This is a genomic window from Pseudomonas sp. MWU13-2517, from assembly GCF_023242545.1.
Classification (GTDB): domain Bacteria; phylum Pseudomonadota; class Gammaproteobacteria; order Pseudomonadales; family Pseudomonadaceae; genus Aquipseudomonas.
On sequence record NZ_JALMFA010000013.1, the window covers coordinates 89,331 to 111,210 of the forward strand.

A 21,880-nucleotide genomic window follows, 5' to 3' on the forward strand; every position below is an offset into this window, starting at 1 on the left:
GTTCCAGCGGTCTGCTGGAACGGTGCAACAGCAACTTGAAAGCAACTTTTCTTAAGTGAGGAGCGACATCATGCAGCCTGGAGATATTGTTTTTTCAGTGGCACAAGTGGATGACAAAGTGTCCACCAGTATTCCCCGTGCGTTTATCCGTGCGGGGCAATGGCTTAAGGCCAGGATTTTTGGAATTGGCGATCCCAATGTGCCAGTGGTACACGCGGCCATTGCGGTGGATGCCACGCATGTCATCGAAAGTGTGGGGGAGGGTATTCAACTGACGGATCTGACCACCGAAGTCCCTGCGCGCGGAGCCATGGTGTTCAGTTGCACCCAGGAAGACTTGGCTAATGCGGCAGCCTATGCCGCCGGTCAGTTCCTGGGGGACGTGGCCACCAAGGACATCAGCGGACGCTACAGTAAATGGAACGCGATGTTGTCGATCTTCAAAGTGTCGGCTTATGAACCCGGCATCATGAGCCGTATCAATGAGTCGGTGTCTATCAGCAATGCCGCATTCTGTTCGCAGTTTGTCGCGAACGCTTATGAAGTCGGCAACCTGTATAGCAACGCTAACTTGCTGCCTCCGCCAGCACCGATCTTCGACACTCGACCCACCGTGATGACCCCCTGGGAGCTGGCGTCCAGTTGCGATAACGCCACGGACTTCTATTTTGCCGGTTTCTGGCAGGACAACAATGAGGTGCGGCTTTAGCGGCCCTTCAGCCGGCTACGCAGTGCCCAAGGAGATCGACATGGCTCCCCCCTCCACACCCTCAGTGCTATCCAACGGTGACCGTCAACGGCTGGAAGCGATGCTGCGCAACCCGCAGATGTTCGCCGGAACACCCCAAGCCATCGTCGACGAAACCCTCAAGCGCGCCGCCCAGGTACTTGAGCAATCGAAGGCCAACGAGCAGGCCATCCGCAAGGCCGCCGAGCAGAGTGAAGAAGCGGTACGCAAGGCGTTGAGCGGCACGCCTGACGAAAGCGCCGATCGGGCGCAGCTCGAGCGTGAAGTAGACAGGGAGATCCAGAAGTTGATTGCGCAGATCGAGGCCGCCCTGGCCAAGTCTGCCGGATTCTGAAACCGCACACTTCACAGCGCTTGTTTCGCAACGTTCATTCATGAACACGGAATGCGCCGTGTACTAAATAAGGAAATTGATCATGCCACTTGTTAACGAACAAATTACCGACGCGGTCACCCAGACCAACGTCAAGGTCGTTGCCGAATCGCCAGCGATGGCGATGAGCACCATCTATCAATCGATGGCGCAGGCCACGGCGATTCTGTTCCAGAACGCCGTGTCCGCGCAGCAGCAGCAAAACACCCTGGCCCAGGCCGCCACCAACCAGGGCGTGATGCAGATCTACAGCGTCGACACCACTGCCGGCGCGGCGGCTACCGAGAAAGTCGCCCAGGGCGGCGTCTCGGATAACCTCACCAGCCTGTTGACCGTGCTCAAGTCTTTCCAGTCTTAAGCACTGAGCAATAACGGATGTTGTTCTTTCTCAACAAAGGAGTTTCACCCATGAGTACTGTCAGCCCGCAAATCACCGATGCCGTTACCCAGACCAACGTCAAGGTCGTTGCCGAGGCACCGGCAATGGCCATGAGCACGATCTATCAATCGATGGGCCAGGCCACGGCGATCCTGTTCCAGAACTCGGTTTCGGCGCAGCAGCAGCAAAACACCCTGGCCCAGGCCGCCACCAACCAGGGCGTGATGCAGATCTACAGCGTCGACACCACCGCCGGCGCGTCGGCTACCGAGAAAGTCGCCCAGGGCGGTGTGGCCGACAACCTGACCAGCCTGTTGACCATCCTCAAATCGTTCCAATCCTAAACCGCAGTCGCCCCCGACACCCCCGTCGCCCAAAAGGCGCCGGGGGTGTTGTCGTTTGGACGCTTGATCCGAAAGGTGAGCCAAATACGCCGGTTTTCGTTCTTTTTTTCGAACAGACTATTGCCCTGACCCCCCATTGATCCTAGGATTCGTTTGAGATTTCAAACGCTCTGTCTCCCGTGCGCTTTCGCCTATCCTGGCGTGCTGGACTGATTTCCCTGACGGCAGCCCCTGGCTGATGCCGTTCAGTGTAGGAGCGAGCTTGCTCGCGAAACTGTTAACGATGACGCAGCGTTTCTGGTTTTACGCGGCGCCTTTGAATTTTTCGCGAGCAAGCTCGCTCCTACATAAAACATGACTGAACGACATTGCCCACAAGGCGCCTTTCAACAACTCTAATTCGCTCCGCGTGCGCGCGGTGCTGTTAAGGAAAGCCGACATGCAGCTCAAAGATACCCAGTTGTTCCGCCAGCAAGCCTTTATCGATGGCGCTTGGGTCGATGCGGACAATGACCAGACCATCAAGGTCAACAACCCTGCCACGGGCGAGATTCTCGGTACCGTGCCGAAGATGGGCGCCGCTGAAACCCGCCGCGCTATCGAAGCCGCCGACAAGGCCCTGCCGGCCTGGCGTGCACTGACTGCCAAGGAGCGCGCCAACAAGCTGCGCCGTTGGTTCGAACTGCTGATTGAAAACCAGGACGACCTCGGTCGCCTGATGACCCTCGAACAAGGCAAGCCGCTGGCCGAAGCCAAGGGCGAAATCGCTTACGCCGCGTCCTTTATCGAGTGGTTCGCCGAAGAAGCCAAACGCATCTACGGCGATGTGATTCCTGGCCACCAACCCGACAAGCGCCTGATCGTGATCAAGCAGCCCATCGGCGTGACCGCTGCCATCACCCCGTGGAACTTCCCGGCCGCCATGATCACCCGTAAAGCCGGCCCGGCCCTGGCCGCCGGCTGCACCATGGTGATCAAGCCGGCTTCGCAAACCCCGTTCTCGGCGCTGGCCCTGGTCGAGCTGGCGCACCGCGCCGGCATCCCGAAAGGCGTACTGAGCGTGGTCACCGGCAGCGCCGGCGATATCGGCGGTGAGCTGACCAGTAACCCGATCGTGCGTAAATTGTCCTTCACCGGCTCGACCGAAATCGGTCGCCAACTGATGGCCGAATGCGCCAAGGACATCAAGAAAGTTTCCCTGGAACTGGGCGGCAACGCGCCGTTCATCGTGTTCGACGACGCCGACCTGGATAAGGCCGTCGAAGGCGCGATCATTTCCAAGTACCGCAACAACGGCCAGACCTGCGTCTGCGCCAACCGCTTGTATATCCAGGACTCGGTGTACGACGCGTTCGCGGAAAAACTCAAGGTGGCCGTGGCCAAGCTCAAGATCGGCAACGGTCTCGACGAAGGCACCACCACCGGCCCGTTGATCGACGAAAAAGCCGTGGCCAAGGTCCAGGAACACATTGCGGATGCCCTGAGCAAAGGCGCCAAGCTGCTGGCCGGTGGCAAGGTGATGGAAGGCAACTTCTTCGAACCGACCATTCTCACCAACGTGCCGAAAGACGCTGCCGTGGCCAAGGAAGAAACCTTCGGCCCGCTGGCACCGTTGTTCCGCTTCAAAGACGAAGCCGAAGTGATTGCGATGTCCAACGACACCGAATTCGGCCTGGCTTCCTACTTCTACGCTCGCGACCTGGGCCGTGTGTTCCGTGTGGCCGAGGCCCTGGAATACGGCATGGTGGGCGTCAATACCGGGTTGATCTCCAACGAAGTGGCGCCATTCGGCGGCATCAAGGCTTCGGGCCTGGGCCGTGAAGGCTCCAAGTACGGGATCGAGGATTACCTGGAAATCAAATACCTCTGCCTGGGCATCTAAGCTGCGCGGCAAGGCATTGCTGTAAACGCAAAGGGCACGAGAGCGCTGACCCTTTGCGTGTTTTACCCGTTATTCGTAGTGGCCGGGAAAGCTGTGGCAGTCGATCATCGCATGCTGCCGTAGTTGCCTCCCGCCACGTATGCCTTGGACCACGCCACCCGATGAGTGGCGAATGAGGACTTTATGAGCAAGACCAACGCATCCCTGATGAAACGCCGCGAAGCCGCTGTACCCCGTGGCGTCGGCCAGATTCACCCGATCTTCGCCGAATCCGCGAAGAACGCCAGCGTGACCGACGTTGAAGGTCGCGAGTTCATCGACTTCGCCGGCGGTATCGCCGTGCTGAACACCGGTCATTTGCACCCGAAAATCATCGCGGCGGTGACCGAACAACTGAACAAGCTGACCCACACCTGCTTCCAGGTTCTGGCCTACGAGCCTTACGTAGAACTGTGTGAAAAAGTGAACGCCAAGGTACCTGGGGATTTCGCCAAGAAAACCCTGCTGGTCACCACCGGTTCCGAAGCCGTTGAGAACGCCGTGAAAATCGCCCGTGCCGCCACTGGCCGTGCCGGCGTGATCGCGTTCACCGGCGCTTACCACGGCCGCACTATGATGACCCTGGGCCTGACCGGCAAAGTCGTGCCGTACTCGGCCGGCATGGGCCTGATGCCAGGCGGTATCTTCCGTGCGCTGTACCCGAACGAACTGCACGGTGTGAGCATCGATGACTCGATCGCCAGCATCGAACGCATCTTCAAGAACGATGCCGAGCCGCGTGATATCGCAGCCATCATCATCGAGCCGGTCCAGGGCGAAGGCGGTTTCTACGTCGCGCCTAAAGCCTTCATGCAGCGCCTGCGCGAACTGTGCGACAAGCACGGCATCCTGCTGATCGCCGACGAAGTGCAAACCGGTGCCGGCCGTACCGGCACCTTCTTCGCCATGGAGCAGATGGGCGTTGCCGCCGACCTGACCACCTTTGCCAAATCCATCGCCGGCGGCTTCCCGCTGGCCGGTGTGTGCGGCAAGGCCGAATACATGGACGCCATCGCTCCAGGCGGCCTGGGCGGCACCTATGCCGGTAGCCCGATCGCATGCGCCGCGGCCCTGGCCGTGATGGAAGTGTTCGAAGAAGAGCACCTGCTGGACCGCTGCAAGGCAGTAGGCGAGCGCCTGGTGACTGGCCTCAAGGCGATCCAGGCCAAGTACCCGGTGATCGGCGAAGTGCGTGCCCTGGGCGCGATGATCGCGGTCGAGCTGTTCGAAGATGGCGACAGCCACAAGCCGAACGCCGCCGCCGTGGCTTCCATCGTGGCCAAGGCGCGTGACAAGGGCCTGATCCTGCTGTCCTGCGGTACCTACGGCAATGTGCTGCGCGTACTGGTCCCGCTGACCTCACCGGACGAGCAACTGGACAAAGGCTTGGCAATCATCGAAGAGTGCTTCTCCGAGCTGTAAGCGGAGGCTCGACTGAAAAACCCGCTTCGGCGGGTAGATGGTCACCCCCACACCCTGCGAGAGCTACGCTTTCGCAGGGTGTTTTGTTTTTGGAGGCCATTATCATGAGCGCGTCAGCACTGATCGGTATCGATCACGGCACACATGATTTCCACCTCCACGGTGAGGATAACTCGGGCTGTGAGGTGTTTCGCAGGAAGCTCTCGCGAGCGCAGACGATGCAGTTATTCGGCCACTTACCGAGCTGCACGTTGGTAATGGAAGCCTGTGCGGGATCGCGGCTTTGTCGCGCGCCAGTTGGCCTCGGGGCACACGGCCGAACTGGTTTCACCGCAATTCGTTAAGCCTTTCGTCAAGGGCAACAAAATGATTTTGTCGATGCTGAAGCGATCTTTGGGGAGTGGGCCAGCTCGGTAGCTACCCCGTAATCACACGGTTCTTGCCCTGGCGTTTGGCCTCGTACATTGCGGCATCGGCCCGGGCGAACAGGCTGTCCAACGTTGAGTCGTCTTCGCGCAGGCCGGCCAGGCCCTGGCTGATAGTCACGGTAAACTCCCGGCCCTCGTAGCTGAAACTCAACGCCTGGATTTCCTTGCCAAGCCGCTCGGCGACCTGCAACGCCATCTCCGGTGAGCAACCGGGCAGCACCGCAGCGAATTCTTCGCCGCCAATGCGCCCGAACAGATCACCACGGCGCAGTACGTTTCGACCGCTCTCGGCGATACGCCTCAATACCTGATCGCCCTCCAGATGGCCGTAGGAGTCGTTGATGTCCTTGAAGTCATCAATGTCCAGCAACAGGAAGGCCAGCGGGGTGCCCTGGGCACAGGCGCTGTCGAACGCCTGGTTGGCACACTCGAAGAAGTGCCGGCGGTTGCTGCTTTGGGTCAGTACGTCGGTGGTGGCCAGGCGGTGCAGCTCCAGCTCCAACTGCTTTTTTTCGGTGATGTCCTCGGCCATGCCGACCACGATCACGGGCTTGCCGGGCTCGGCCTGCTGGTTGATGTAGCACTTGTCGCTCAGCCAGCGAATTTGCCCGTCGGCGGTGATGATGCGGTACTCGCGGTCCTCCACTGCGCCTTGCTCCAGCACACGCGCCAGGCTGTGCTCGGCGTAGTCGAGGTCTTCGGGATGGATGCTGTTGCGCCATTCACGTTGATCCGCCAGCAGCAGGACGGCGGAACGACCGAATATCCGTTCGTAGGCCGGGCTCACGTACAGCACGCGGCGGGTTTCCCAGTCGATGGCCCACAGCACGGCATTCACGCTGACCAGCAGCGAACTGAGCAACTGCTCGCGCTCACTCAGCCGCTCGACTTCACCCTGGGCATGCATCAGTGCCAACAGGGTTGCCGCCGCAGCCGGGCGAGTGTGTTCGGTCGTCGGAAGGTCAGGTTGAAAGGGCTTTTCGTGAACCATCGGCACAACTCTCTCTGGGCTCGCCGCAAGGGTGGGGCGGCGGTCGCTACAAGGGCCACAATGATGGCGAAGTGTTCATTGAGAGAGGGGAATTGCGGTGAAGTTCCATGATCCGGCTGACTAAGAAATGACGTCAGAAACCGGTGGCGAGCTAAATCCGGGGTGCTGTTAAGTTAAAGGGAACGCTCTACCCGTGGCGAGCGAGCTTGCTCGCGTTGGACTGCGCAGCAGTCCCATTCAAACCAAAGGCTGGGGCCGCTTCGCGGCCCAGCGGGAGCAAGCGCCCTCGCCACAGGAGGGCTTTGAGCTCTGGTCAGGCCGTCGTCGGGCGCAACGAATAGGTCTTCAATTGGTGAGCAAAATCACGCAGGGACTGGATGCCGCTGGCCTCGGCCTCGTGGACCCATTCCTTGATCGCCGCCAGCATGTCGTGGCCATTTGAGCTGGTCTTCAGCCAGATCTGCTGCAACGCCAGGCGCTTTTCGTAGATCACGGTCAGTGCGTGGCTGTGTTCCAGCATGCTCTGGATACGCAGGTGGTGACGATCATCCAGCAAGCTGGTTTCCCGCGACAGCAGGCGTTTGGCACGGCGGAACTGGTGACGCACCGAGTGATCGACCTTCTCCAGCTCCTGCTTGACCAGCGGGCCGATTACCAGCTTGCGATACTGGGCCATGATCTGGAAGCGGTTGTTGAGGATCGCCATGGCGGTGTCCATGTCCAGGTGGCCCTTGCCCTCGACGCGGTGCGCGATAGGCGCGACACGCTGCACCTTGGCCAGGCGCAGGAAGCTGAACACCTTGATCCACGCCCAGCCCAGGTCGAATTCCCACTTCTTCACCGACAGCTTGGCCGAGTTGGGGTAGGTGTGATGGTTGTTGTGCAGCTCTTCGCCGCCAACGATGATGCCCCACGGCACCAGGTTGGTCGCCGCGTCACGGCATTCGAAGTTGCGGTAGCCCACGGCGTGCCCCAGGCCGTTGATCACGCCGGCGGCCCAGAACGGGATCCACATCATCTGGATCGCCCAGATGGTGATACCGATCGTGCCGAACAGCAGCAGGTCGATCACGCCCATGATCGCCACACCCAGCAGCGGGTAAGGCGTGTAGAGCTTGCGTTCGATCCAGTCGTCCGGGCAGTTCTTGCCGTAGATGCGCAGGGTCTCGGGGTTTTCCGCCTCGGCGCGGTACAGCTCGGCACCTTTGCGCAGCACCGTGGACAAACCTTTGATGACCGGGCTGTGCGGGTCGTCGACGGTTTCGCATTTGGCGTGGTGTTTGCGGTGGATGGCGGTCCACTCGCGGGTGTTCTGCGCCGTGGTCAGCCACAGCCAGAAGCGGAAGAAGTGTTTCAGGCCGGCATTGAGCTCCAGGGAGCGATGGGCCGAATAACGGTGCAGATAGACGGTGACCCCAACAATGGTCACATGGGTCATCAACAGCGTGACTGCCACCAGTTGCCAGGCCGACAGATCAAGAAAACCGTTGTACCACATAGGCTGTATGGCCCTCAGATAAAGTAAAAAACAGCTCATGCATTATCACTAAGCCAACAGAGAAAACCAGCCACCGTTTCAGATAGGAGTGACTGGATGTTTCTTATTCTATAATCCGCAGCCTTTGTAGGGCGATTCTGTTTTTTTGGTAAGGATTACTGATCATATGCTGTTTTCATACCGAGGTGCCCTACGTGCGGGGCTGGTATACCTGCTGGTTTCCATTGTGTGGCTCCAGCTCAGCAACCATTTATTGATCAACTTTCTCGATGACCCTTGGGAGTTGGGACGTTGGCTGCAGGCGCGCGGCTATGTGTGGGTGGCCTTGAGTGCGCTGGCGATTTACCTGATTTGCCTACGTTTTGCCCGTACGCATCAGGTGCAGCAGCCCTTGAAAGAGAACCGCGAGCGCCTGCAACAGGCTGCCGCGGTGTTCGATTGCACCCGCGAAGGGGTTCTGGTCACTGATGCCCAGGGGTTGATCGTGCACGTCAACCGGGCCTTTATGGCGATCACCGGCTATAGCCGCGAAGACGTCATGGGCAAGCAGCCGAGCCTGTTCAAGTCGGGGCGCCATTCATCGAATTTCTACCAGCAGATGTTCAAGACCCTGGAGCGCACCGACGAATGGAGCGGCGAAATCTGGAACCGGCGTAAAAGTGGTGAGATTTATCCACAGTGGCAAACCATCCGCGTGATCCGTGACGACCACGGCAAAGCCAGTCATTACGTGGCGGTATTTTCCGATATCAGCGCCATCAAGGATTCCGAGCACGAACTGGCCCACCTGGCCCATCACGATCCGCTGACCGGCCTGCCCAACCGCCTGCTCTTCACCGACCGTGCGGAACAGGCACTGGCTTCGGCGCAAATACACAAACGCGGCTGCGCGTTGCTGTTGATGGACCTGGACCACTTCAAGATCATCAACGACAGCCTTGGCCACACGACCGGCGATCAGTTGCTCAAGGCGGTGGGTGAGCGCCTGACAGGTCTGTTCGGCCCCGGCGTGACCTTGGCGCGCCTCGGCGGGGATGAGTTCGCCGTGTTGGTGGAGAGTTGTCCACAGGTGGTCCAGGCGGCGGCATTGGCCCAGAGAATGCTCGAGGCGATGAAAGAGCCGTTTGTGTTTGATGGCAACCAGCTGTTTATCAGTGCCAGCATTGGTATCAGCCTGTTTCCCAGCGACGCCCTCAGCGCCGAACAACTGCTGCGCAATGCCGATTCGGCACTGTTCAAGGCCAAAAGCATTGGGCGCGAAGGCTACGCGCTGTACACCGAAGAACTCACCGCGCACGCCCAGTATCGGGTGGAAATCGCCAGCGAATTGCGCCGCGCCCTTGATCAGCAAGAGTTGCGTGTCTACTACCAACCGGTACATGACCTGCATAACGGCCGCCTGGTCGGTGTCGAAGCCCTGGTCCGCTGGCAGCATCCGGAGCGCGGCCTTGTGCCGCCGGGGGAGTTTATTCCCATCGCTGAACGTACCGGCCTGATAGCCGAGATCGACGCCTGGGTGATGCACCACGCCTGTCGCCAGATGTGCCAATGGCTGGCCGAGGGGGTGCCGCTGAGTTTTATTGCGGTCAACGTGTCCAGCCGCTTGTTCGCCCGACGCGAACTGTATGAACAAGTCGCCCAGGTTCTGCATACCACCGGCCTGGCCCCGGCGTTCCTGGAGCTGGAAGTCACGGAAAGTGCGGTGATGGATGACCCTGAAGTCGCCCTGGAGCAACTGCACCGCCTGCGCGAGCTGGGGTTGCGCCTGGCCATCGATGATTTTGGCACCGGCTACTCCTCGTTGCTGCGCCTCAAGCGCCTGCCGGTGCAGAAGCTCAAGATTGACCAGGGCTTTGTCGCCGGGTTGCCGTGGGATGAAGACGACGCGGCAATTGTGCGCGTGGTGATCGCCCTGGCGAAAAGCATGGGCATGCAAGTGCATGCCGAAGGGATTGAGCAGGTGGAGCAGGCAAGGTTCTTGTTGGAGCAGGCCTGCGATATGGGGCAGGGGTATTGGTTTGGGCGGCCGATGCCGGCGCAGGAGATTGATTGGGCGAGGGCGCCGACCATTCACATCTGAACTGCAATCAAAGGTGAGAGGGGGTAAGCCCCTCCCATGTCTGGAACTTTGCAGGGCCTTGTTTCGGCGCACAGGCACAAGAAAAACGCGCAACTGCGCGTATCGTCAGAAAATTCTTTCTAGTTATATAAACATTCTTAAATAGTATTTTTAAGAATATCCGCGCTTATCTACTATCGCTCTCACGCCGCAAGCAGTGCCGCCACTGCCAGGCACTATTTATTTCAGGAGCGAAATCATGAGCGCATCTCTACGTAGCGTCGACGGCCAGGACGAAGCAGCCATTTTGCGTGAGATCCAGAGCGCCCTGCGCGATCTGCGGTTTGGCGCGGTAGAAATCACCGTGCATAACGCCCAGGTGGTGCAGATCGAACGCAAGGAAAAATTCCGTCTGCAGAACCCGGGTAACAAACCGAGCTAAGCCAGAACGGCGATAGACCCCGCAACTATAAGAAAAAGCCAACACCCCGAATTTCAGGAGCCTTCTATGTCGTCGATTCGCCGTTATGCCCTGGCCGCCTTGACCAGTGCCGTATTTGCCGGTTCCGCTGTTGCCAAGGACTACGAGTTGCTCAACGTCTCGTACGATCCGACTCGTGAGCTGTACCAGGACTACAACGCTGAGTTCACCCAATTCTGGAAACAGTCCCACCCAGGTGACAACGTCAAGATCCAGCAATCCCACGGTGGTTCGGGCAAGCAAGGCCGGGCGGTGATCGACGGCCTGCGCGCCGACGTGGTGACCCTGGCCCTGGCCGGCGATATCGACGAAATTGCCAAGCTGGGCAAGACCCTGCCGGAGAACTGGCAAACCCGCCTGCCGAACGCCAGCACCCCGTACACCTCGACCATCGTGTTCCTGGTGCGCAAGGGCAACCCTAAAGGCATCAAGGACTGGGGCGACCTGATCAAGAAAGATGTCTCGGTGATCACACCCAACCCGAAAACCTCCGGCGGTGCACGCTGGAACTTCCTCGCCGCCTGGGCCTACGGCCTCAAATCAGGCGGCAGTGAAGCCAAGGCCCAGGAATATGTGAAGGAGCTGTTCAAGCACGTGCCTGTGTTGGATACCGGCGCGCGCGGTTCGACCATCACCTTCGTCAACAACGGTCAGGGCGATGTGTTGTTGGCCTGGGAAAACGAGGCGTTCCTGGCGTTGAAAGAAGACGGCGGCGCCGACAAGTTCGATATCGTCGTGCCGTCCCTGTCGATCCTCGCGGAGCCGCCGGTGGCCGTGGTCGATAAGAACGCCGAGAAAAAGGGCAACACCGAGATCGCCACCGAATACCTCAAACACCTGTACAGCCCGGCCGGCCAGGAGATTGCGGCGAAGAACTTCTACCGCCCACGCGATGAGAAAATCGCCGCCAAATACGCCCAGCAGTTCCCGAAACTGGACCTGGTGACTATCGACAAAGACTTCGGCGGCTGGAAAACTGCCCAACCGAAATTCTTCAACGACGGTGGCGTGTTCGACCAGATCTACACGGCGCAGTAAGCCGAACTCCCCGTAGGAGCCCGCTTTTCCGGCAAGGTTTTTACTGTGGCGAGGGAGCTTGCTCCCGTTGGGTTGCGTAGCAGCCCCAAACCAGGCGACCGAGTTGCATCTGATGCAACGCGCAAACCGATTTGGGAGCGCTTCGCACTCCAACGGGAGCAAGCTCCCTCGCCACAGTTGGCTACTTTTGCAGGCCCGGCTAGCTTCTACAGTGGTTTTTACCCTTTAACCAAGGACTCTTATGTCGCGTCGTATCTCCCCCGTCATACCCGGCTTCGGGCTGACGCTGGGCTACACCGTGGTGTACCTCAGCCTGATCGTACTCATCCCCCTCGCGGCGATGTTTGTACACGCCGCTCAACTCACCTGGGATCAGTTCTGGAACATCATTTCCGCACCGCGCGTGCTGGCGGCGTTGCAACTCAGCTTCAGCACCGCGCTGTACGCCGCATTGATCAACGGCGTGATCGGCACGCTGCTGGCCTGGGTGCTGGTGCGTTACACCTTCCCCGGGCGCAAGATCATCGATGCGATGATCGACCTGCCATTCGCCCTGCCCACCGCCGTGGCCGGTATCGCGCTGACTGCGCTGTACACGCCTAATGGCCTGGTCGGCCAGTTCGCCGCGGACCTTGGCTTCAAGATCGCCTACACCCCGTTGGGTATCACCCTGGCGCTGACCTTCGTCACGTTGCCGTTCGTGGTGCGTACGGTGCAGCCGGTACTGGCCGATATCCCTCGGGAAGTCGAAGAAGCCGCTGCCTGCCTGGGGGCCAAACCGTTGCAGGTGTTCCGCCACATCCTGGTGCCCGCGTTGCTGCCCGCCTGGTTGACCGGTTTCGCGCTGGCGTTTGCCCGTGGCGTCGGGGAGTACGGTTCGGTGATCTTCATTGCCGGCAACATGCCGATGAAAACCGAGATCCTGCCCTTGCTGATCATGGTCAAGCTCGACCAGTACGACTACCGCGGCGCCACCTCCATCGGTGTGCTGATGCTGGTGGTTTCCTTTGTCCTGCTGCTGCTGATCAACTTGTTGCAGCGGCGTATCGAACGTCCATAAGGAGGCGCGGAACATGTCCCAATCGTCTATTTCCGCCGCGTCCTCGGCCAACGCTGCCCGTCGTGGCAGTGCTGCCTCGCGCCGTATCCTGATCGGCCTTGGCTGGCTGGTGTTCGCGCTGTTCTTGCTGTTGCCGCTGTTTATCGTGGTGACCCAGGGCCTGAAAAACGGCCTCGGCGCGTTCTTCACCGCCATCCTCGAACCCGACGCGCTGTCAGCCTTGAAACTCACGGTGATCGCCGTGGTGATTTCGGTGCCGCTCAACCTGGTGTTCGGCGTCAGCGCCGCGTGGTGCGTGAGCAAATACTCGTTCCGTGGCAAGAGCATCCTGGTGACGCTCATCGATTTGCCGTTCTCGGTGTCGCCGGTAATCGCGGGCCTGGTGTATGTGCTGATGTTCGGCGCCCAGGGCTTTTTTGGCCCGTGGTTGCAGGACCACGACATCCAGATTGTGTTCGCCTTGCCCGGCATCGTATTGGCGACCATCTTCGTCACCGTGCCCTTCGTGGCCCGTGAGCTGATCCCGCTGATGCAGGAGCAGGGCACCCAGGAAGAAGAAGCCGCGCGCCTGCTGGGCGCCAATGGCTGGCAGATGTTCTGGCATGTCACCGTGCCGAACATCAAGTGGGGCCTGATCTACGGCGTGGTGCTGTGTACCGCACGGGCCATGGGTGAGTTCGGCGCAGTGTCGGTGGTGTCCGGCCACATTCGCGGCGTGACCAACACCTTGCCGCTGCATGTCGAGATTCTCTACAACGAATACAACCACGTTGCCGCGTTTGCGGTGGCCAGCCTGTTGCTGATCCTGGCGCTCTTTATCCTGCTGCTCAAGCAGTGGAGCGAGAACCGTATCAACCGCCTGCGCAACAGCGCCGGTGAGGAATAAGTCATGTCGATCGAAGTCCGTAATGTCAGCAAGAACTTCAATGCCTTCAAGGCCCTGAACAGCATCAATCTGGACATCCAGAGTGGCGAGCTGGTGGCGTTGCTGGGCCCGTCCGGCTGCGGCAAGACCACCTTGTTGCGCATCATCGCCGGTCTCGAAACCCCGGACGCCGGCAATATCGTGTTTCACGGTGAAGACGTATCCGGCCACGACGTGCGTGATCGCAACGTCGGCTTCGTATTCCAGCACTACGCGTTGTTCCGCCACATGACCGTGTTCGACAACGTCGCCTTCGGCCTGCGCATGAAACCGAAAAACCAGCGCCCGACTGAAAGCCAGATCGCGAGCAAGGTGCACGAACTGCTGAACATGGTGCAACTGGATTGGCTGTCCGATCGCTACCCGGAACAACTGTCCGGTGGCCAGCGCCAGCGTATCGCCCTGGCCCGCGCCCTGGCGGTGGAGCCCAAGGTGCTGCTGCTGGATGAACCTTTCGGCGCCCTCGACGCCAAGGTGCGCAAGGAACTGCGCCGCTGGCTGGCGCGCCTGCACGAAGACATCAACCTGACGTCGGTGTTCGTGACCCACGACCAGGAAGAGGCCATGGAAGTCGCCGACCGCATCGTAGTGATGAACAAAGGCGTGATCGAGCAGATCGGCTCACCGGGTGACGTCTACGAAAATCCGGCCAGCGACTTTGTGTACCACTTCCTGGGGGACTCCAACCGCCTGCACCTGGGTGAGGACAAGCACGTGTTGTTTCGCCCGCATGAAGTGTCATTGTCGCGCCATGAACTGGAAGATCACCATGCGGCAGAAGTGCGTGATATCCGCCCGCTGGGCGCGACTACGCGGGTGACGCTGAAAGTCGAAGGCCAGAGTGAGCTGATCGAGGCCGAGGTGGTGAAGGACCACGACAGCCTGACCGGCCTGGCACGGGGCGAGACCTTGTTCTTCAAACCCAAGGTCTGGCAAAAGGCCTAAGCGCAACGCGAAACCCGATGTGAAGTGGAAACAATGTGGGAGGGGGGCATGCTCGCCTCCCACATTCAGGCTTCGCCGGGCTTCAGATCACGGCGCGCTACGGGGCCTGAACGCTCTTCGATCTGTTGCTTGAGGCCATGGCGCAGCCCCAGCAGAAACGCCAGCTCCGCCACCACAAACAATGGCCCGACGATCAGCCCTGACACGTCATCCACAAACGCGGGCTTGCGGCCTTCGTAGTAGTGCCCGACAAACTGAATCACCCAACCCACCACAAACATTCCGACGCCACTGCCCAGCCACACCGCCGTGCTCTGCGCGGCGAGTGCATGCCCGGCCCACACCGACAAGCCCATCAGCACCGTCATCAACAGCCCCAGCGCCAGTTCCAGGCGCAGGTAAAACCATGCCGAGAACAGCCCCAGCAACACCGCTGGCGATAGTCGCAGCCCGCCCACGGCCCATTCGGGGCGTGACAGCAGCACGGCAACTGCCACCACAATCAGCGGGATGCCAATAAAGTGGCTGGCGATATTGCGCGGGTCGCGATGGTAGGCGGCGTATTGACTGAGGTGATCGACGAGGCTTTTCATTATTGTTCCTCCTGTAGGATGTTTGATCATGCCCTGTCAGCCAGCGACTGACTGTCAGTTGGCCGACAATCTTCGGAGTTTGCATGGACACAGCGCAATGGCACTCACGGCTGGCCGGTGGGCATTGGTTCAGCCATCTGCCTGGGTCTTTTCAGCATAGCCTGCTGGCCCATGCCCGGCAGCGACAGCTGGAGGCCGGGCAATACCTGTTCAAGCGCGGCGACCCACCTTGCGGCCTGTATGCGGTGCTCGATGGCAGCCTGCGCATCAGCGCGGTCAATGAACAGGGCAAGGAGGCCCTCTTGAGCCTGGTGGAGCCGCCCTACTGGTTCGGCGAAATTTGCCTGTTCGACGGCCTGCCGCGCACCCACGATGCCTGCGCCGTCGGGCCCTGCACACTGTTGCAGGTGCCGCAGCAGGCGCTGTTGAATATCCTCGATGAAACACCCCGGTACTGGCGCGACCTGGCCTTGCTGATGAGCCAGAAGCTGCGCCTGAGTTTTATCGGCCTCGAACAACTGAGCCTCATGCCGGCCTCGGTACGCCTGGCCCACCGTTTATTGATGATCGTTGAAGGGTACGGTGACAACGAGCACTCACGGCGCGTGCTGCAACTGCCCCAGGAAGACCTCGCGGCGATGTTGAGCCTGTCGCGCCAGACGGCCAATGCGCTGCTCAAGGACTTGCAAGCTCAAGGTGTGGTGCGTTTGGGTTATGGCGAAATCGAGGTCCTCGATCTACAGCGGCTGCGTGAGGCAGCGCACACCTAGCGTAAGCTGTCGCGAAACTGCCCCGGCGTCATTCCCGTCCAGCGCTTGAACGCCCGATTGAAACTGCTGGTGTCGGCAAACCCCAGCAAATGGCTGATTTCCGCCAATGAACACTGCGGGTCGCGCAGGTGCAACAACGCCAGGTTCTCGCGGCACTCGTTGAGCAAGGTATCGAACCGACAGCCCTCATCCGCCAGATGGCGCTGCAAGCTGCGCAGGCTCAGGTGCAGCGCTTGAGCGACACGTTCTGCGCTGGGTTCTCCGTCGGGCAGTTGCGCCTCGATGGACGCACGTACCTTGCGCTCCCAGGTCAGCGGTTGCAGTTGGGCGAGGGTTCGCTTGAGCACGGTTTCGTTATGCTCGGCCAGCTCGGGGTTGGCATCGTCCAGGTGGCTGTCGAAGTCCTGGGCGGCGAATTCCAGGCGGTCTTCTGCTGCGCCGAAAAACACCGGTGCGCGAAACACCGTATGCCATGGCTTGGCGTCGGCCGGCTCGGGTCGTCGCAGGTGCACCGCCAGTGGTGCGTATTCACGGCCCAGGCGATTGCGGCAGGTGCGCACGTAGATCGCCGCGAATGCATCGATGGCTTCGAACGCCGGCGCCGGGCTGCCTGGCGGTTGCAACAGACGGAAGCGGTAGCGCTCGCCATCGCCGCTTAACTCCAGGGTCAAGGCGTCGCTGACCACTTGGTGATAGCGCACGATGCGCTCGAATACCTCGCGCAAGCTGCCGCTGGCCACCAGCGCATAACCCAGCGCATGGAATGTGGTGGGGCTGACAAACCGCGACACCCGCAAGCCAATCGCTGGATCGCCGCTGGCCTGCACCGCCAGTTCCCACAAGCGGGTGGTGGCCGACAGTGGGTAGCGCGCATTGGGGTCGTCCATTTGCTGCGGGTCGAGCCCGGCTTCCACGCACAACGCGACGCTGTCGAGGCCCAATGCGTCGAGCTGCTTGCGCAGGGCGCGGGTCCAGCTGGCGAGTGAGGTGGGTTCGGTCATGGCGATTGGCGCTTGCGGTCAACAAATTGGCGTGTGGGGCTGATGCCCTGGCGCACCGCTTGGGCCAGGATGCATCTATCCGTACACAAGAGGATGGAAGCATGGACGGTACTTCTGCAAGTCCCCAACAGATGAATGCACAGCAACGGTCGGCGCACATCCGTGAAGTCGTGCTGGCCGAGGGTGCCCGACTGCGTCAGCAGCACCCCTGGTTGCTGCATCAGGATGCACTGGGTGCAGGCATCCTGGCGTTTGCGCTGGTCGGCATGCTGGGTTCGGCGGCGCTCTATATCACCGGGCACATGGCCTGGTGGGTATGCCTGTTGCTCAATGCCTTTCTCGCCTCATTGACCCATGAGCTGGAACACGACCTGATCCACAGCATGTACTTTCGCAAGCAGCGCTTGCCCCACAACCTGATGATGGGCCTGGTGTGGCTGGCCCGGCCGAGCACGATCAACCCGTGGATACGCCGGCACCTGCACCTCAACCACCATAAGGTTTCCGGCACCGAAACCGATATGGAAGAACGCGCGATCACCAACGGCGAGCCCTGGGGGCTGGCGCGGTTGCTGATGGTGGGCGATAACGTGATGTCAGCGTTTATCCGCATGCTGCGGGCCAAGACCTGGAGCCATAAATTCAAGATCCTGAAGCGCTCGTTGCTGGTTTACGCACCGCTGGCGCTACTGCATTGGGGCGCATGGTATGTGTTCCTGGGTTTCCATGCCGCCAACGGCATTGCCGGCCTGCTGGGCACGCCGATTGAGTGGTCCGGCGGTACTTTGCAGATGATGCAGGTGATCGACATCGCCGCCGTGGTGATCATCGGTCCCAATGTGCTGCGCACCTTCTGCCTGCACTTCGTCAGCTCTAACATGCACTACTACGGTGATGTGGAACTGGGCAATGTGATCCAGCAGACCCAGGTGTTGAACCCGTGGTGGTTATGGCCCTTGCAGGCGTTCTGCTTTAACTTCGGCAGCACCCATGGCATCCACCATTTCGTGGTGAAGGAGCCGTTTTACATCCGCCAGATGACGGCCAAAGTGGCGCACAAAGTCATGGCCGAGATGGGCGTGCGCTTCAATGACTTCGGCACGTTTGCCCGGGCCAATCGTTTTGAGCGCCACGAGCAACCCGACGCCGCGCTGTCTTTCAGCAAGCAATAAAGGCCAGGGGCAGGTCGCGAATCTGTTCGCGCACGGGCGGCTGGTAGTGACCGTCGCTGGTCAGTTCATGCAACAGCTCTTCGCGCAGTTGGTGGAATTCGAAGCTGCTGCGCTGGCGCGGATGGGGCAGGGCGATGTCCACCACCCGCTTGATCCGCCCAGGCCGTGGCTCCATTACCACTACGCGGTCGGCGAGGAAAATCGCTTCTTCCACATCGTGGGTCACCAGCACCGTGGTGATTCTGGCGCGGCTGCGGATGGCCAGTAACTCGTCCTGCATCTGTTGACGGGTCAGTGCATCCAGGGCGCCGAACGGTTCGTCCAGCAACAGGATGCGCGGGCTGGCCACCAGCCCGCGGGCGATGGCGACCCGTTGCGCCATGCCGCCGGACAACTGGTGGGGATAGGCCCGGCTGAAGTCAGCCAGGCCGACCAGCGCGATAAAGTCGCTGATGCGCCGGTTGCGCTCAGCCTCGCTTAGCGCTTCGTTGACCAGGCCCAGGCCGATGTTTTGCGCCACTGTCAGCCAGGGGAACAGGCGGTGTTCCTGGAACACGATGCCGCGTTCACCACCGATGCCGGTCACGGCTTTACCGTCGACCTGGATCTCGCCGCGAAACTGTGTGTCGAGCCCTACCAACAGGCGCAGCAGGGTGGACTTGCCGCAACCGCTGGAACCCACAATCGCCACAAACTCGCCTTCGGCAATGTCCAGGTTGAATTCGCGAATGGCTTCCAACTCGAAGCCGTCGACGTCAAAACTCTTGCCCACATGGTTGAAGCTGACGATAGGTGCGTTCATACGTGTCTCCAGCGGGTGGCGCGGGTTTCGATGCGTTGGCCGATCAGGTTGAGAGTGGCGCCGGTGAGGCCGACCAGCAACATGCCGCTCATGATCAGGTCCATGCGCAGCAGTTGTTGGGCGCCGATCATCAGGCTGCCGATGCCGCCGTTGGAGGGCATGAAATACTCCGCGCCGATGGTGCCCAGCCAGGCGTAAATCAGGCTCAGGCGCAGGCCGGCGAAGATGCCCGTCGCCGCCCCCGGCAACACCAGGCGGTGCAGGCGTTGGAACAGGTTCAGGCGCAGCACCTGTGCGGCTTCGCGCAGTTGCGGTGACAGGTTCAGGACGCTGCGTTGAGTGGCAATAAACAGCGGAAAAAATGCCGCCAGGGCGATAAATACCGATTTGGCCCATTCCCCCAGCCCGAACCAGGCGGTAATTAGCGGCACCCAGGCGAAAATCGCGATCTGGCGCAGCGCGGCCAAGGACGGGCCGAGCACCCGTTCACTGCGGTGCGACAAGCCCAGCCAAAGGCCCATTGCAAAGCCCAGTCCGCCGCCCAGCAGCAGCCCGCCCAGCGTGCGCCCCAGGCTTTTACCCAAGGCTGCGCTCAAGCTGCCATCCAGTACCCCGGCGATTGCGCTGTGCAGCACGGTCCAGGGGCTGACCAGAATGTTCGGGTCTACCCACGCCTGTTGCGTCGCCACTTGCCACAACGCCAGCAACAGGAGCGGCAACAGCCACGGTTGCAGGCGTTGCCAGCCGGTATAACGTGGCCCGCGGCGGATCTGTGCGGTGGCCGGGTGGGGCCAGTGCACCCAGAGGCGGTCCAGCCAGCCGACGCCGCGGTCCATCGCCACGCCCAGCACGCCGATGACCACGATGCATACGAAGACGATATCGAGCATGAATAACTGGCGTGCCCACACCATCAGGTAGCCGATGCCTTCGCTGGAGGCCAGTAGCTCCACCGCCAGCAACGACGTCCAGCCGGCGGCCAATGCCAGGCGCACCCCGGCCATGAAGGCCGGCAGCGCGGCGGGCAGGATCAGTCGACGGATCAATAGGTGACTGGGCAGGCGCAACACACGGGCCGCCTCACGCAACGCGGGCTGGGCATCGCGCACGCCGACCAGGGTATGCAGGGTGACGGGGACCACGATCGCTTTCACCAGCACCACCAGTTTCAAGGTTTCACCGATACCGAAAAACACCATGAACAACGGAATCCAGGCCAGGGTCGGCACCTGCGAAAGCGCACTGAACGTGGGAAACACCAGGCGCTCGGCGCGCGCGCTGAAACCCAGCAGCGCGCCCAGTAGAGCCCCGATGCCGATACCGGCCAGCAACCCCCAGAACAGACGTTGCAAACTGATCGCCAGGTGGCTCCACAACTCGCCACTGGCCAGTTCCACTGCACTGCTCCACACCAGCGAGGGCGGTGGCAGGATCTGTTCGCTCATCCAATGATTGCGGCTGGCCAGCCACCACAGTGCAAACAGAGTCAGCGGCAGCAGCCACGGCAACAGGCGCTCGCCAAGGTTCGGCCAACGCGGTGCGGCGCCTTTGGCGGGGGCTGCGAGGGGCAGGCTCAACAGTGAAATTCGGGCCATGGAGGACCTCCGTTGTCGCCAAGGACGTTATGTGATTTCGATCTTATAAACGCGCAATCAATATGATTGAGGGATAAGAAAAATCATTTAAAGCTTCCCTCCAATACGCATCCAATGCATTTGAAGAATATTTTCGATGCTGTCGATGCATATCCTCCTAGAGCCTGCGTTTTAGCTCGCATAGTCCAAAAAGCTATTAAATTGTGAATTTATAGTATTTAAAGTTTTGATCGGCCTGTGCGTACTTTCTGCTCCCCAGGCGACCCCCGCCCACCAGGAGCTGCGCTTATGAAATTGCCATTCAAACGACTGATCACGCTGTTCGCGGGCACCGCGTTGGCCGGCCTGGTGCATGCCGCCGACCTCAAGGAAATCCGTATCGCCGTGCCCGACCTGAGTGCCGGCAGCCAGCACAGCGGGGGTGGCATCACCGACGTACTGCACAGTCAGCAGATTTTTGAAAAAGCCTTTGCTGACCAAGGCATCACGATCCAGTGGAATTACTTCAAGGGTGCCGGCCCGGTGATCAATGAAGCGTTCGCCAATGGTCAGGTGGATCTGGCTTACCTGGGCGACCTGGCGGCGATCATCGGACGTTCCAATGGTTTGGATACCCGTTTGCTCAGCGCCTCGGCGCGTGGCGTGAAGCACTACCTCGGCGTGGTGCCGGGGTCGGGCATCAAGACCCTGCAAGACCTCAAGGGCAAGCGCGTCGCGGTGTTTCGAGGCACGGCCAGCCAGTTGTCGTTTGACGCAGCATTGGCCAGCCAAGGCTTGAGCGAAAAAGACCTGAAGGTCATCAACTTGGACTTCAACGCCGCCGTGGCTGCGCTGGCGGCCAGGCAGATCGATGCCACCTGGGGCAGCTCGGGCCTCAGCGCGCTGCAGGCCAAGGGCTTGGCCGAGATACCTTTGTCCACCAAGGACCTGGGCGGCGCGGGCAGTGTCCAGGCGGTGCTGGTGGGCAGCGGCAAATTTGTCGACGAGCACCCGCAGGTCGTGGCGACGTTGCTCAAGGCCCAACAACAGGCTGTGCAATGGTTGACCGATGACAACCACAAGCAGGCTTACATCGAGCTGGTGTCGGGGCGCGCGAGTTACCCGTCGGTGATCCTCACCAACGATTTGAAGGACCAGAAGCTCAGCGAGATTTTCCCCTCGACCCTGGACCCGGTGTTCCTTGGGAAATTGCAGGATGCGGTGGACTTGGCATCAAAGGAGCGGCTGATTCGCAAGTCGTTCCAGGTGAGTGATTGGGTGGCGCCGAACGTTGTGGCGGCAGGGCTCTGAGGTCCTGGGCTATTGCCAACGGGAGCAAGCCCCCTCCCCAAGCGG

Annotated in this window: 21 protein-coding genes and 1 pseudogene; 16 read left to right on the forward strand and 6 right to left on the reverse strand. The window is 60.5% G+C overall.

What is annotated here, in order from left to right:
- Positions 1-70 precede the first annotated feature (70 nt).
- From M5B97_RS19430 to M5B97_RS19460, 7 genes and pseudogenes are all read left to right on the forward strand, one after another.
- The gene (locus M5B97_RS19430; RefSeq protein WP_123717015.1) at positions 71-709 is read left to right on the forward strand and encodes a hypothetical protein; all 639 of its coding nucleotides are present in this window, start codon (positions 71-73) and stop codon (positions 707-709) included.
- Positions 710-749: 40 nt separating this feature from the next.
- Complete coding sequence (locus M5B97_RS19435; protein WP_248732373.1) at positions 750-1,082, forward strand: hypothetical protein; 333 nt, start codon at positions 750-752, stop codon at positions 1,080-1,082.
- Between the two features lie 82 nt (positions 1,083-1,164).
- On the forward strand, positions 1,165-1,479 hold the full coding sequence (locus M5B97_RS19440) for a RebB family R body protein (protein WP_123717017.1): 315 nt from the start codon (positions 1,165-1,167) through the stop codon (positions 1,477-1,479).
- A 50-nt stretch (positions 1,480-1,529) separates the two neighbouring features.
- Positions 1,530-1,844: a RebB family R body protein gene (locus M5B97_RS19445; RefSeq protein WP_123717018.1), complete on the forward strand. Its 315-nt coding sequence runs from the start codon at positions 1,530-1,532 to the stop codon at positions 1,842-1,844.
- A 439-nt stretch (positions 1,845-2,283) separates the two neighbouring features.
- Positions 2,284-3,726, forward strand: coding sequence for an NADP-dependent succinate-semialdehyde dehydrogenase (gabD, locus tag M5B97_RS19450; protein ID WP_248732374.1), 1,443 nt, complete (start codon positions 2,284-2,286; stop codon positions 3,724-3,726).
- A gap of 183 nt (positions 3,727-3,909) precedes the next feature.
- Positions 3,910-5,187, forward strand: coding sequence for a 4-aminobutyrate--2-oxoglutarate transaminase (gabT, locus tag M5B97_RS19455; protein ID WP_248732375.1), 1,278 nt, complete (start codon positions 3,910-3,912; stop codon positions 5,185-5,187).
- 104 nt (positions 5,188-5,291) lie between these two features.
- Positions 5,292-5,579 (forward strand): annotated as a pseudogene (locus tag M5B97_RS19460) (IS110 family transposase); the annotation flags it as partial.
- A 25-nt stretch (positions 5,580-5,604) separates the two neighbouring features.
- Here the strand turns inward: M5B97_RS19460 and M5B97_RS19465 are convergent.
- On the reverse strand, positions 5,605-6,606 hold the full coding sequence (locus M5B97_RS19465; RefSeq protein ID WP_248732376.1) for a sensor domain-containing diguanylate cyclase: 1,002 nt from the start codon (positions 6,604-6,606) through the stop codon (positions 5,605-5,607).
- A 313-nt stretch (positions 6,607-6,919) separates the two neighbouring features.
- The gene (gene desA, locus M5B97_RS19470; RefSeq protein WP_123717023.1) at positions 6,920-8,104 is read right to left on the reverse strand and encodes a delta-9 fatty acid desaturase DesA; all 1,185 of its coding nucleotides are present in this window, start codon (positions 8,102-8,104) and stop codon (positions 6,920-6,922) included.
- A 166-nt stretch (positions 8,105-8,270) separates the two neighbouring features.
- Between desA and dibA the strand changes: the two genes are divergently transcribed.
- The 6 genes from dibA to M5B97_RS19500 all read left to right on the forward strand — a co-directional run bounded on the left by dibA (position 8,271) and on the right by M5B97_RS19500 (position 14,612).
- Positions 8,271-10,184 carry a phosphodiesterase DibA gene (dibA, locus tag M5B97_RS19475; RefSeq protein ID WP_248732377.1) on the forward strand — a complete coding sequence of 638 codons (1,914 nt, stop codon included), beginning with the start codon at positions 8,271-8,273 and terminating at the stop codon, positions 10,182-10,184.
- 238 nt (positions 10,185-10,422) lie between these two features.
- Entirely contained in the window at positions 10,423-10,605 is a 183-nt protein-coding gene (gene oscA / locus M5B97_RS19480; RefSeq protein ID WP_003170956.1) for a sulfur starvation response protein OscA, read from the forward strand.
- A gap of 66 nt (positions 10,606-10,671) precedes the next feature.
- Positions 10,672-11,682: a sulfate ABC transporter substrate-binding protein gene (locus M5B97_RS19485; RefSeq protein WP_248732378.1), complete on the forward strand. Its 1,011-nt coding sequence runs from the start codon at positions 10,672-10,674 to the stop codon at positions 11,680-11,682.
- Positions 11,683-11,923: 241 nt separating this feature from the next.
- On the forward strand, positions 11,924-12,742 hold the full coding sequence (gene cysT / locus M5B97_RS19490) for a sulfate ABC transporter permease subunit CysT (protein WP_010214167.1): 819 nt from the start codon (positions 11,924-11,926) through the stop codon (positions 12,740-12,742).
- Between the two features lie 13 nt (positions 12,743-12,755).
- A complete protein-coding gene (gene cysW, locus M5B97_RS19495; protein ID WP_123717027.1) occupies positions 12,756-13,628 on the forward strand; it encodes a sulfate ABC transporter permease subunit CysW in 873 nt (290 codons plus the stop codon).
- Between the two features lie 3 nt (positions 13,629-13,631).
- Positions 13,632-14,612, forward strand: coding sequence for a sulfate ABC transporter ATP-binding protein (locus M5B97_RS19500; protein WP_123717028.1), 981 nt, complete (start codon positions 13,632-13,634; stop codon positions 14,610-14,612).
- 65 nt (positions 14,613-14,677) lie between these two features.
- Here the strand turns inward: M5B97_RS19500 and M5B97_RS19505 are convergent, their stop codons facing one another.
- Positions 14,678-15,205: an Mpo1-like protein gene (locus M5B97_RS19505; protein ID WP_248732379.1), complete on the reverse strand. Its 528-nt coding sequence runs from the start codon at positions 15,203-15,205 to the stop codon at positions 14,678-14,680.
- A gap of 83 nt (positions 15,206-15,288) precedes the next feature.
- Between M5B97_RS19505 and M5B97_RS19510 the strand changes: the two genes are divergently transcribed.
- Positions 15,289-15,975 (forward strand): Crp/Fnr family transcriptional regulator, encoded by a 687-nt coding sequence (locus tag M5B97_RS19510; protein WP_134660322.1) that lies wholly within the window; start codon positions 15,289-15,291, stop codon positions 15,973-15,975.
- Here M5B97_RS19510 and M5B97_RS19515 read toward each other — a convergent pair.
- Complete coding sequence (locus M5B97_RS19515; protein WP_123717031.1) at positions 15,972-16,976, reverse strand: AraC family transcriptional regulator; 1,005 nt, start codon at positions 16,974-16,976, stop codon at positions 15,972-15,974. The genes M5B97_RS19510 and M5B97_RS19515 overlap by 4 nt on opposite strands.
- A 101-nt stretch (positions 16,977-17,077) precedes the next feature.
- On the opposite strand from M5B97_RS19515, the gene M5B97_RS19520 reads away from it, so the two are divergent.
- A complete protein-coding gene (locus M5B97_RS19520; RefSeq protein ID WP_248732380.1) occupies positions 17,078-18,148 on the forward strand; it encodes a fatty acid desaturase in 1,071 nt (356 codons plus the stop codon).
- On the opposite strand, the gene M5B97_RS19525 is transcribed toward M5B97_RS19520, so the two are convergent.
- Both M5B97_RS19525 and M5B97_RS19530 read right to left on the reverse strand, forming a co-directional pair.
- Positions 18,135-18,950: an ABC transporter ATP-binding protein gene (locus M5B97_RS19525; RefSeq protein WP_134660324.1), complete on the reverse strand. Its 816-nt coding sequence runs from the start codon at positions 18,948-18,950 to the stop codon at positions 18,135-18,137. The two genes, M5B97_RS19520 and M5B97_RS19525, sit on opposite strands and share 14 nt — an antisense overlap.
- Positions 18,947-20,545 carry an ABC transporter permease subunit gene (locus M5B97_RS19530; RefSeq protein WP_248732381.1) on the reverse strand — a complete coding sequence of 533 codons (1,599 nt, stop codon included), beginning with the start codon at positions 20,543-20,545 and terminating at the stop codon, positions 18,947-18,949. Before M5B97_RS19530 ends, M5B97_RS19525 begins: the two co-directional genes overlap by 4 nt.
- A 288-nt stretch (positions 20,546-20,833) precedes the next feature.
- Here M5B97_RS19530 and M5B97_RS19535 point away from each other — a divergent pair, with 288 nt between their 5' ends.
- Positions 20,834-21,835 (forward strand): ABC transporter substrate-binding protein, encoded by a 1,002-nt coding sequence (locus tag M5B97_RS19535; protein ID WP_123717035.1) that lies wholly within the window; start codon positions 20,834-20,836, stop codon positions 21,833-21,835.
- Positions 21,836-21,880: the final 45 nt, after the last annotated feature.

Bases quoted from the DNA above. Each gene is read 5' to 3' on its own strand.
- desA (WP_123717023.1), bottom strand. From the start codon at position 8,104: ATGTGGTACAACGGTTTTCTTGATCTGTCGGCCTGGCAACTGGTGGCA.
- M5B97_RS19515 (WP_123717031.1), bottom strand. From the start codon at position 16,976: ATGACCGAACCCACCTCACTCGCCAGCTGGACCCGCGCCCTGCGCAAG.
- M5B97_RS19440 (WP_123717017.1), top strand. From the start codon at position 1,165: ATGCCACTTGTTAACGAACAAATTACCGACGCGGTCACCCAGACCAAC.
- M5B97_RS19510 (WP_134660322.1), top strand. From the start codon at position 15,289: ATGGACACAGCGCAATGGCACTCACGGCTGGCCGGTGGGCATTGGTTC.
- gabT (WP_248732375.1), top strand. From the start codon at position 3,910: ATGAGCAAGACCAACGCATCCCTGATGAAACGCCGCGAAGCCGCTGTA.
- dibA (WP_248732377.1), top strand. From the start codon at position 8,271: ATGCTGTTTTCATACCGAGGTGCCCTACGTGCGGGGCTGGTATACCTG.
- M5B97_RS19465 (WP_248732376.1), bottom strand. From the start codon at position 6,606: ATGGTTCACGAAAAGCCCTTTCAACCTGACCTTCCGACGACCGAACAC.
- M5B97_RS19500 (WP_123717028.1), top strand. From the start codon at position 13,632: ATGTCGATCGAAGTCCGTAATGTCAGCAAGAACTTCAATGCCTTCAAG.
- M5B97_RS19485 (WP_248732378.1), top strand. From the start codon at position 10,672: ATGTCGTCGATTCGCCGTTATGCCCTGGCCGCCTTGACCAGTGCCGTA.
- gabD (WP_248732374.1), top strand. From the start codon at position 2,284: ATGCAGCTCAAAGATACCCAGTTGTTCCGCCAGCAAGCCTTTATCGAT.
- M5B97_RS19535 (WP_123717035.1), top strand. From the start codon at position 20,834: ATGAAATTGCCATTCAAACGACTGATCACGCTGTTCGCGGGCACCGCG.
- cysW (WP_123717027.1), top strand. From the start codon at position 12,756: ATGTCCCAATCGTCTATTTCCGCCGCGTCCTCGGCCAACGCTGCCCGT.
- M5B97_RS19530 (WP_248732381.1), bottom strand. From the start codon at position 20,545: ATGGCCCGAATTTCACTGTTGAGCCTGCCCCTCGCAGCCCCCGCCAAA.
- M5B97_RS19505 (WP_248732379.1), bottom strand. From the start codon at position 15,205: ATGAAAAGCCTCGTCGATCACCTCAGTCAATACGCCGCCTACCATCGC.
- M5B97_RS19435 (WP_248732373.1), top strand. From the start codon at position 750: ATGGCTCCCCCCTCCACACCCTCAGTGCTATCCAACGGTGACCGTCAA.
- M5B97_RS19525 (WP_134660324.1), bottom strand. From the start codon at position 18,950: ATGAACGCACCTATCGTCAGCTTCAACCATGTGGGCAAGAGTTTTGAC.
- cysT (WP_010214167.1), top strand. From the start codon at position 11,924: ATGTCGCGTCGTATCTCCCCCGTCATACCCGGCTTCGGGCTGACGCTG.
- M5B97_RS19430 (WP_123717015.1), top strand. From the start codon at position 71: ATGCAGCCTGGAGATATTGTTTTTTCAGTGGCACAAGTGGATGACAAA.
- M5B97_RS19445 (WP_123717018.1), top strand. From the start codon at position 1,530: ATGAGTACTGTCAGCCCGCAAATCACCGATGCCGTTACCCAGACCAAC.
- M5B97_RS19520 (WP_248732380.1), top strand. From the start codon at position 17,078: ATGGACGGTACTTCTGCAAGTCCCCAACAGATGAATGCACAGCAACGG.
- oscA (WP_003170956.1), top strand. From the start codon at position 10,423: ATGAGCGCATCTCTACGTAGCGTCGACGGCCAGGACGAAGCAGCCATT.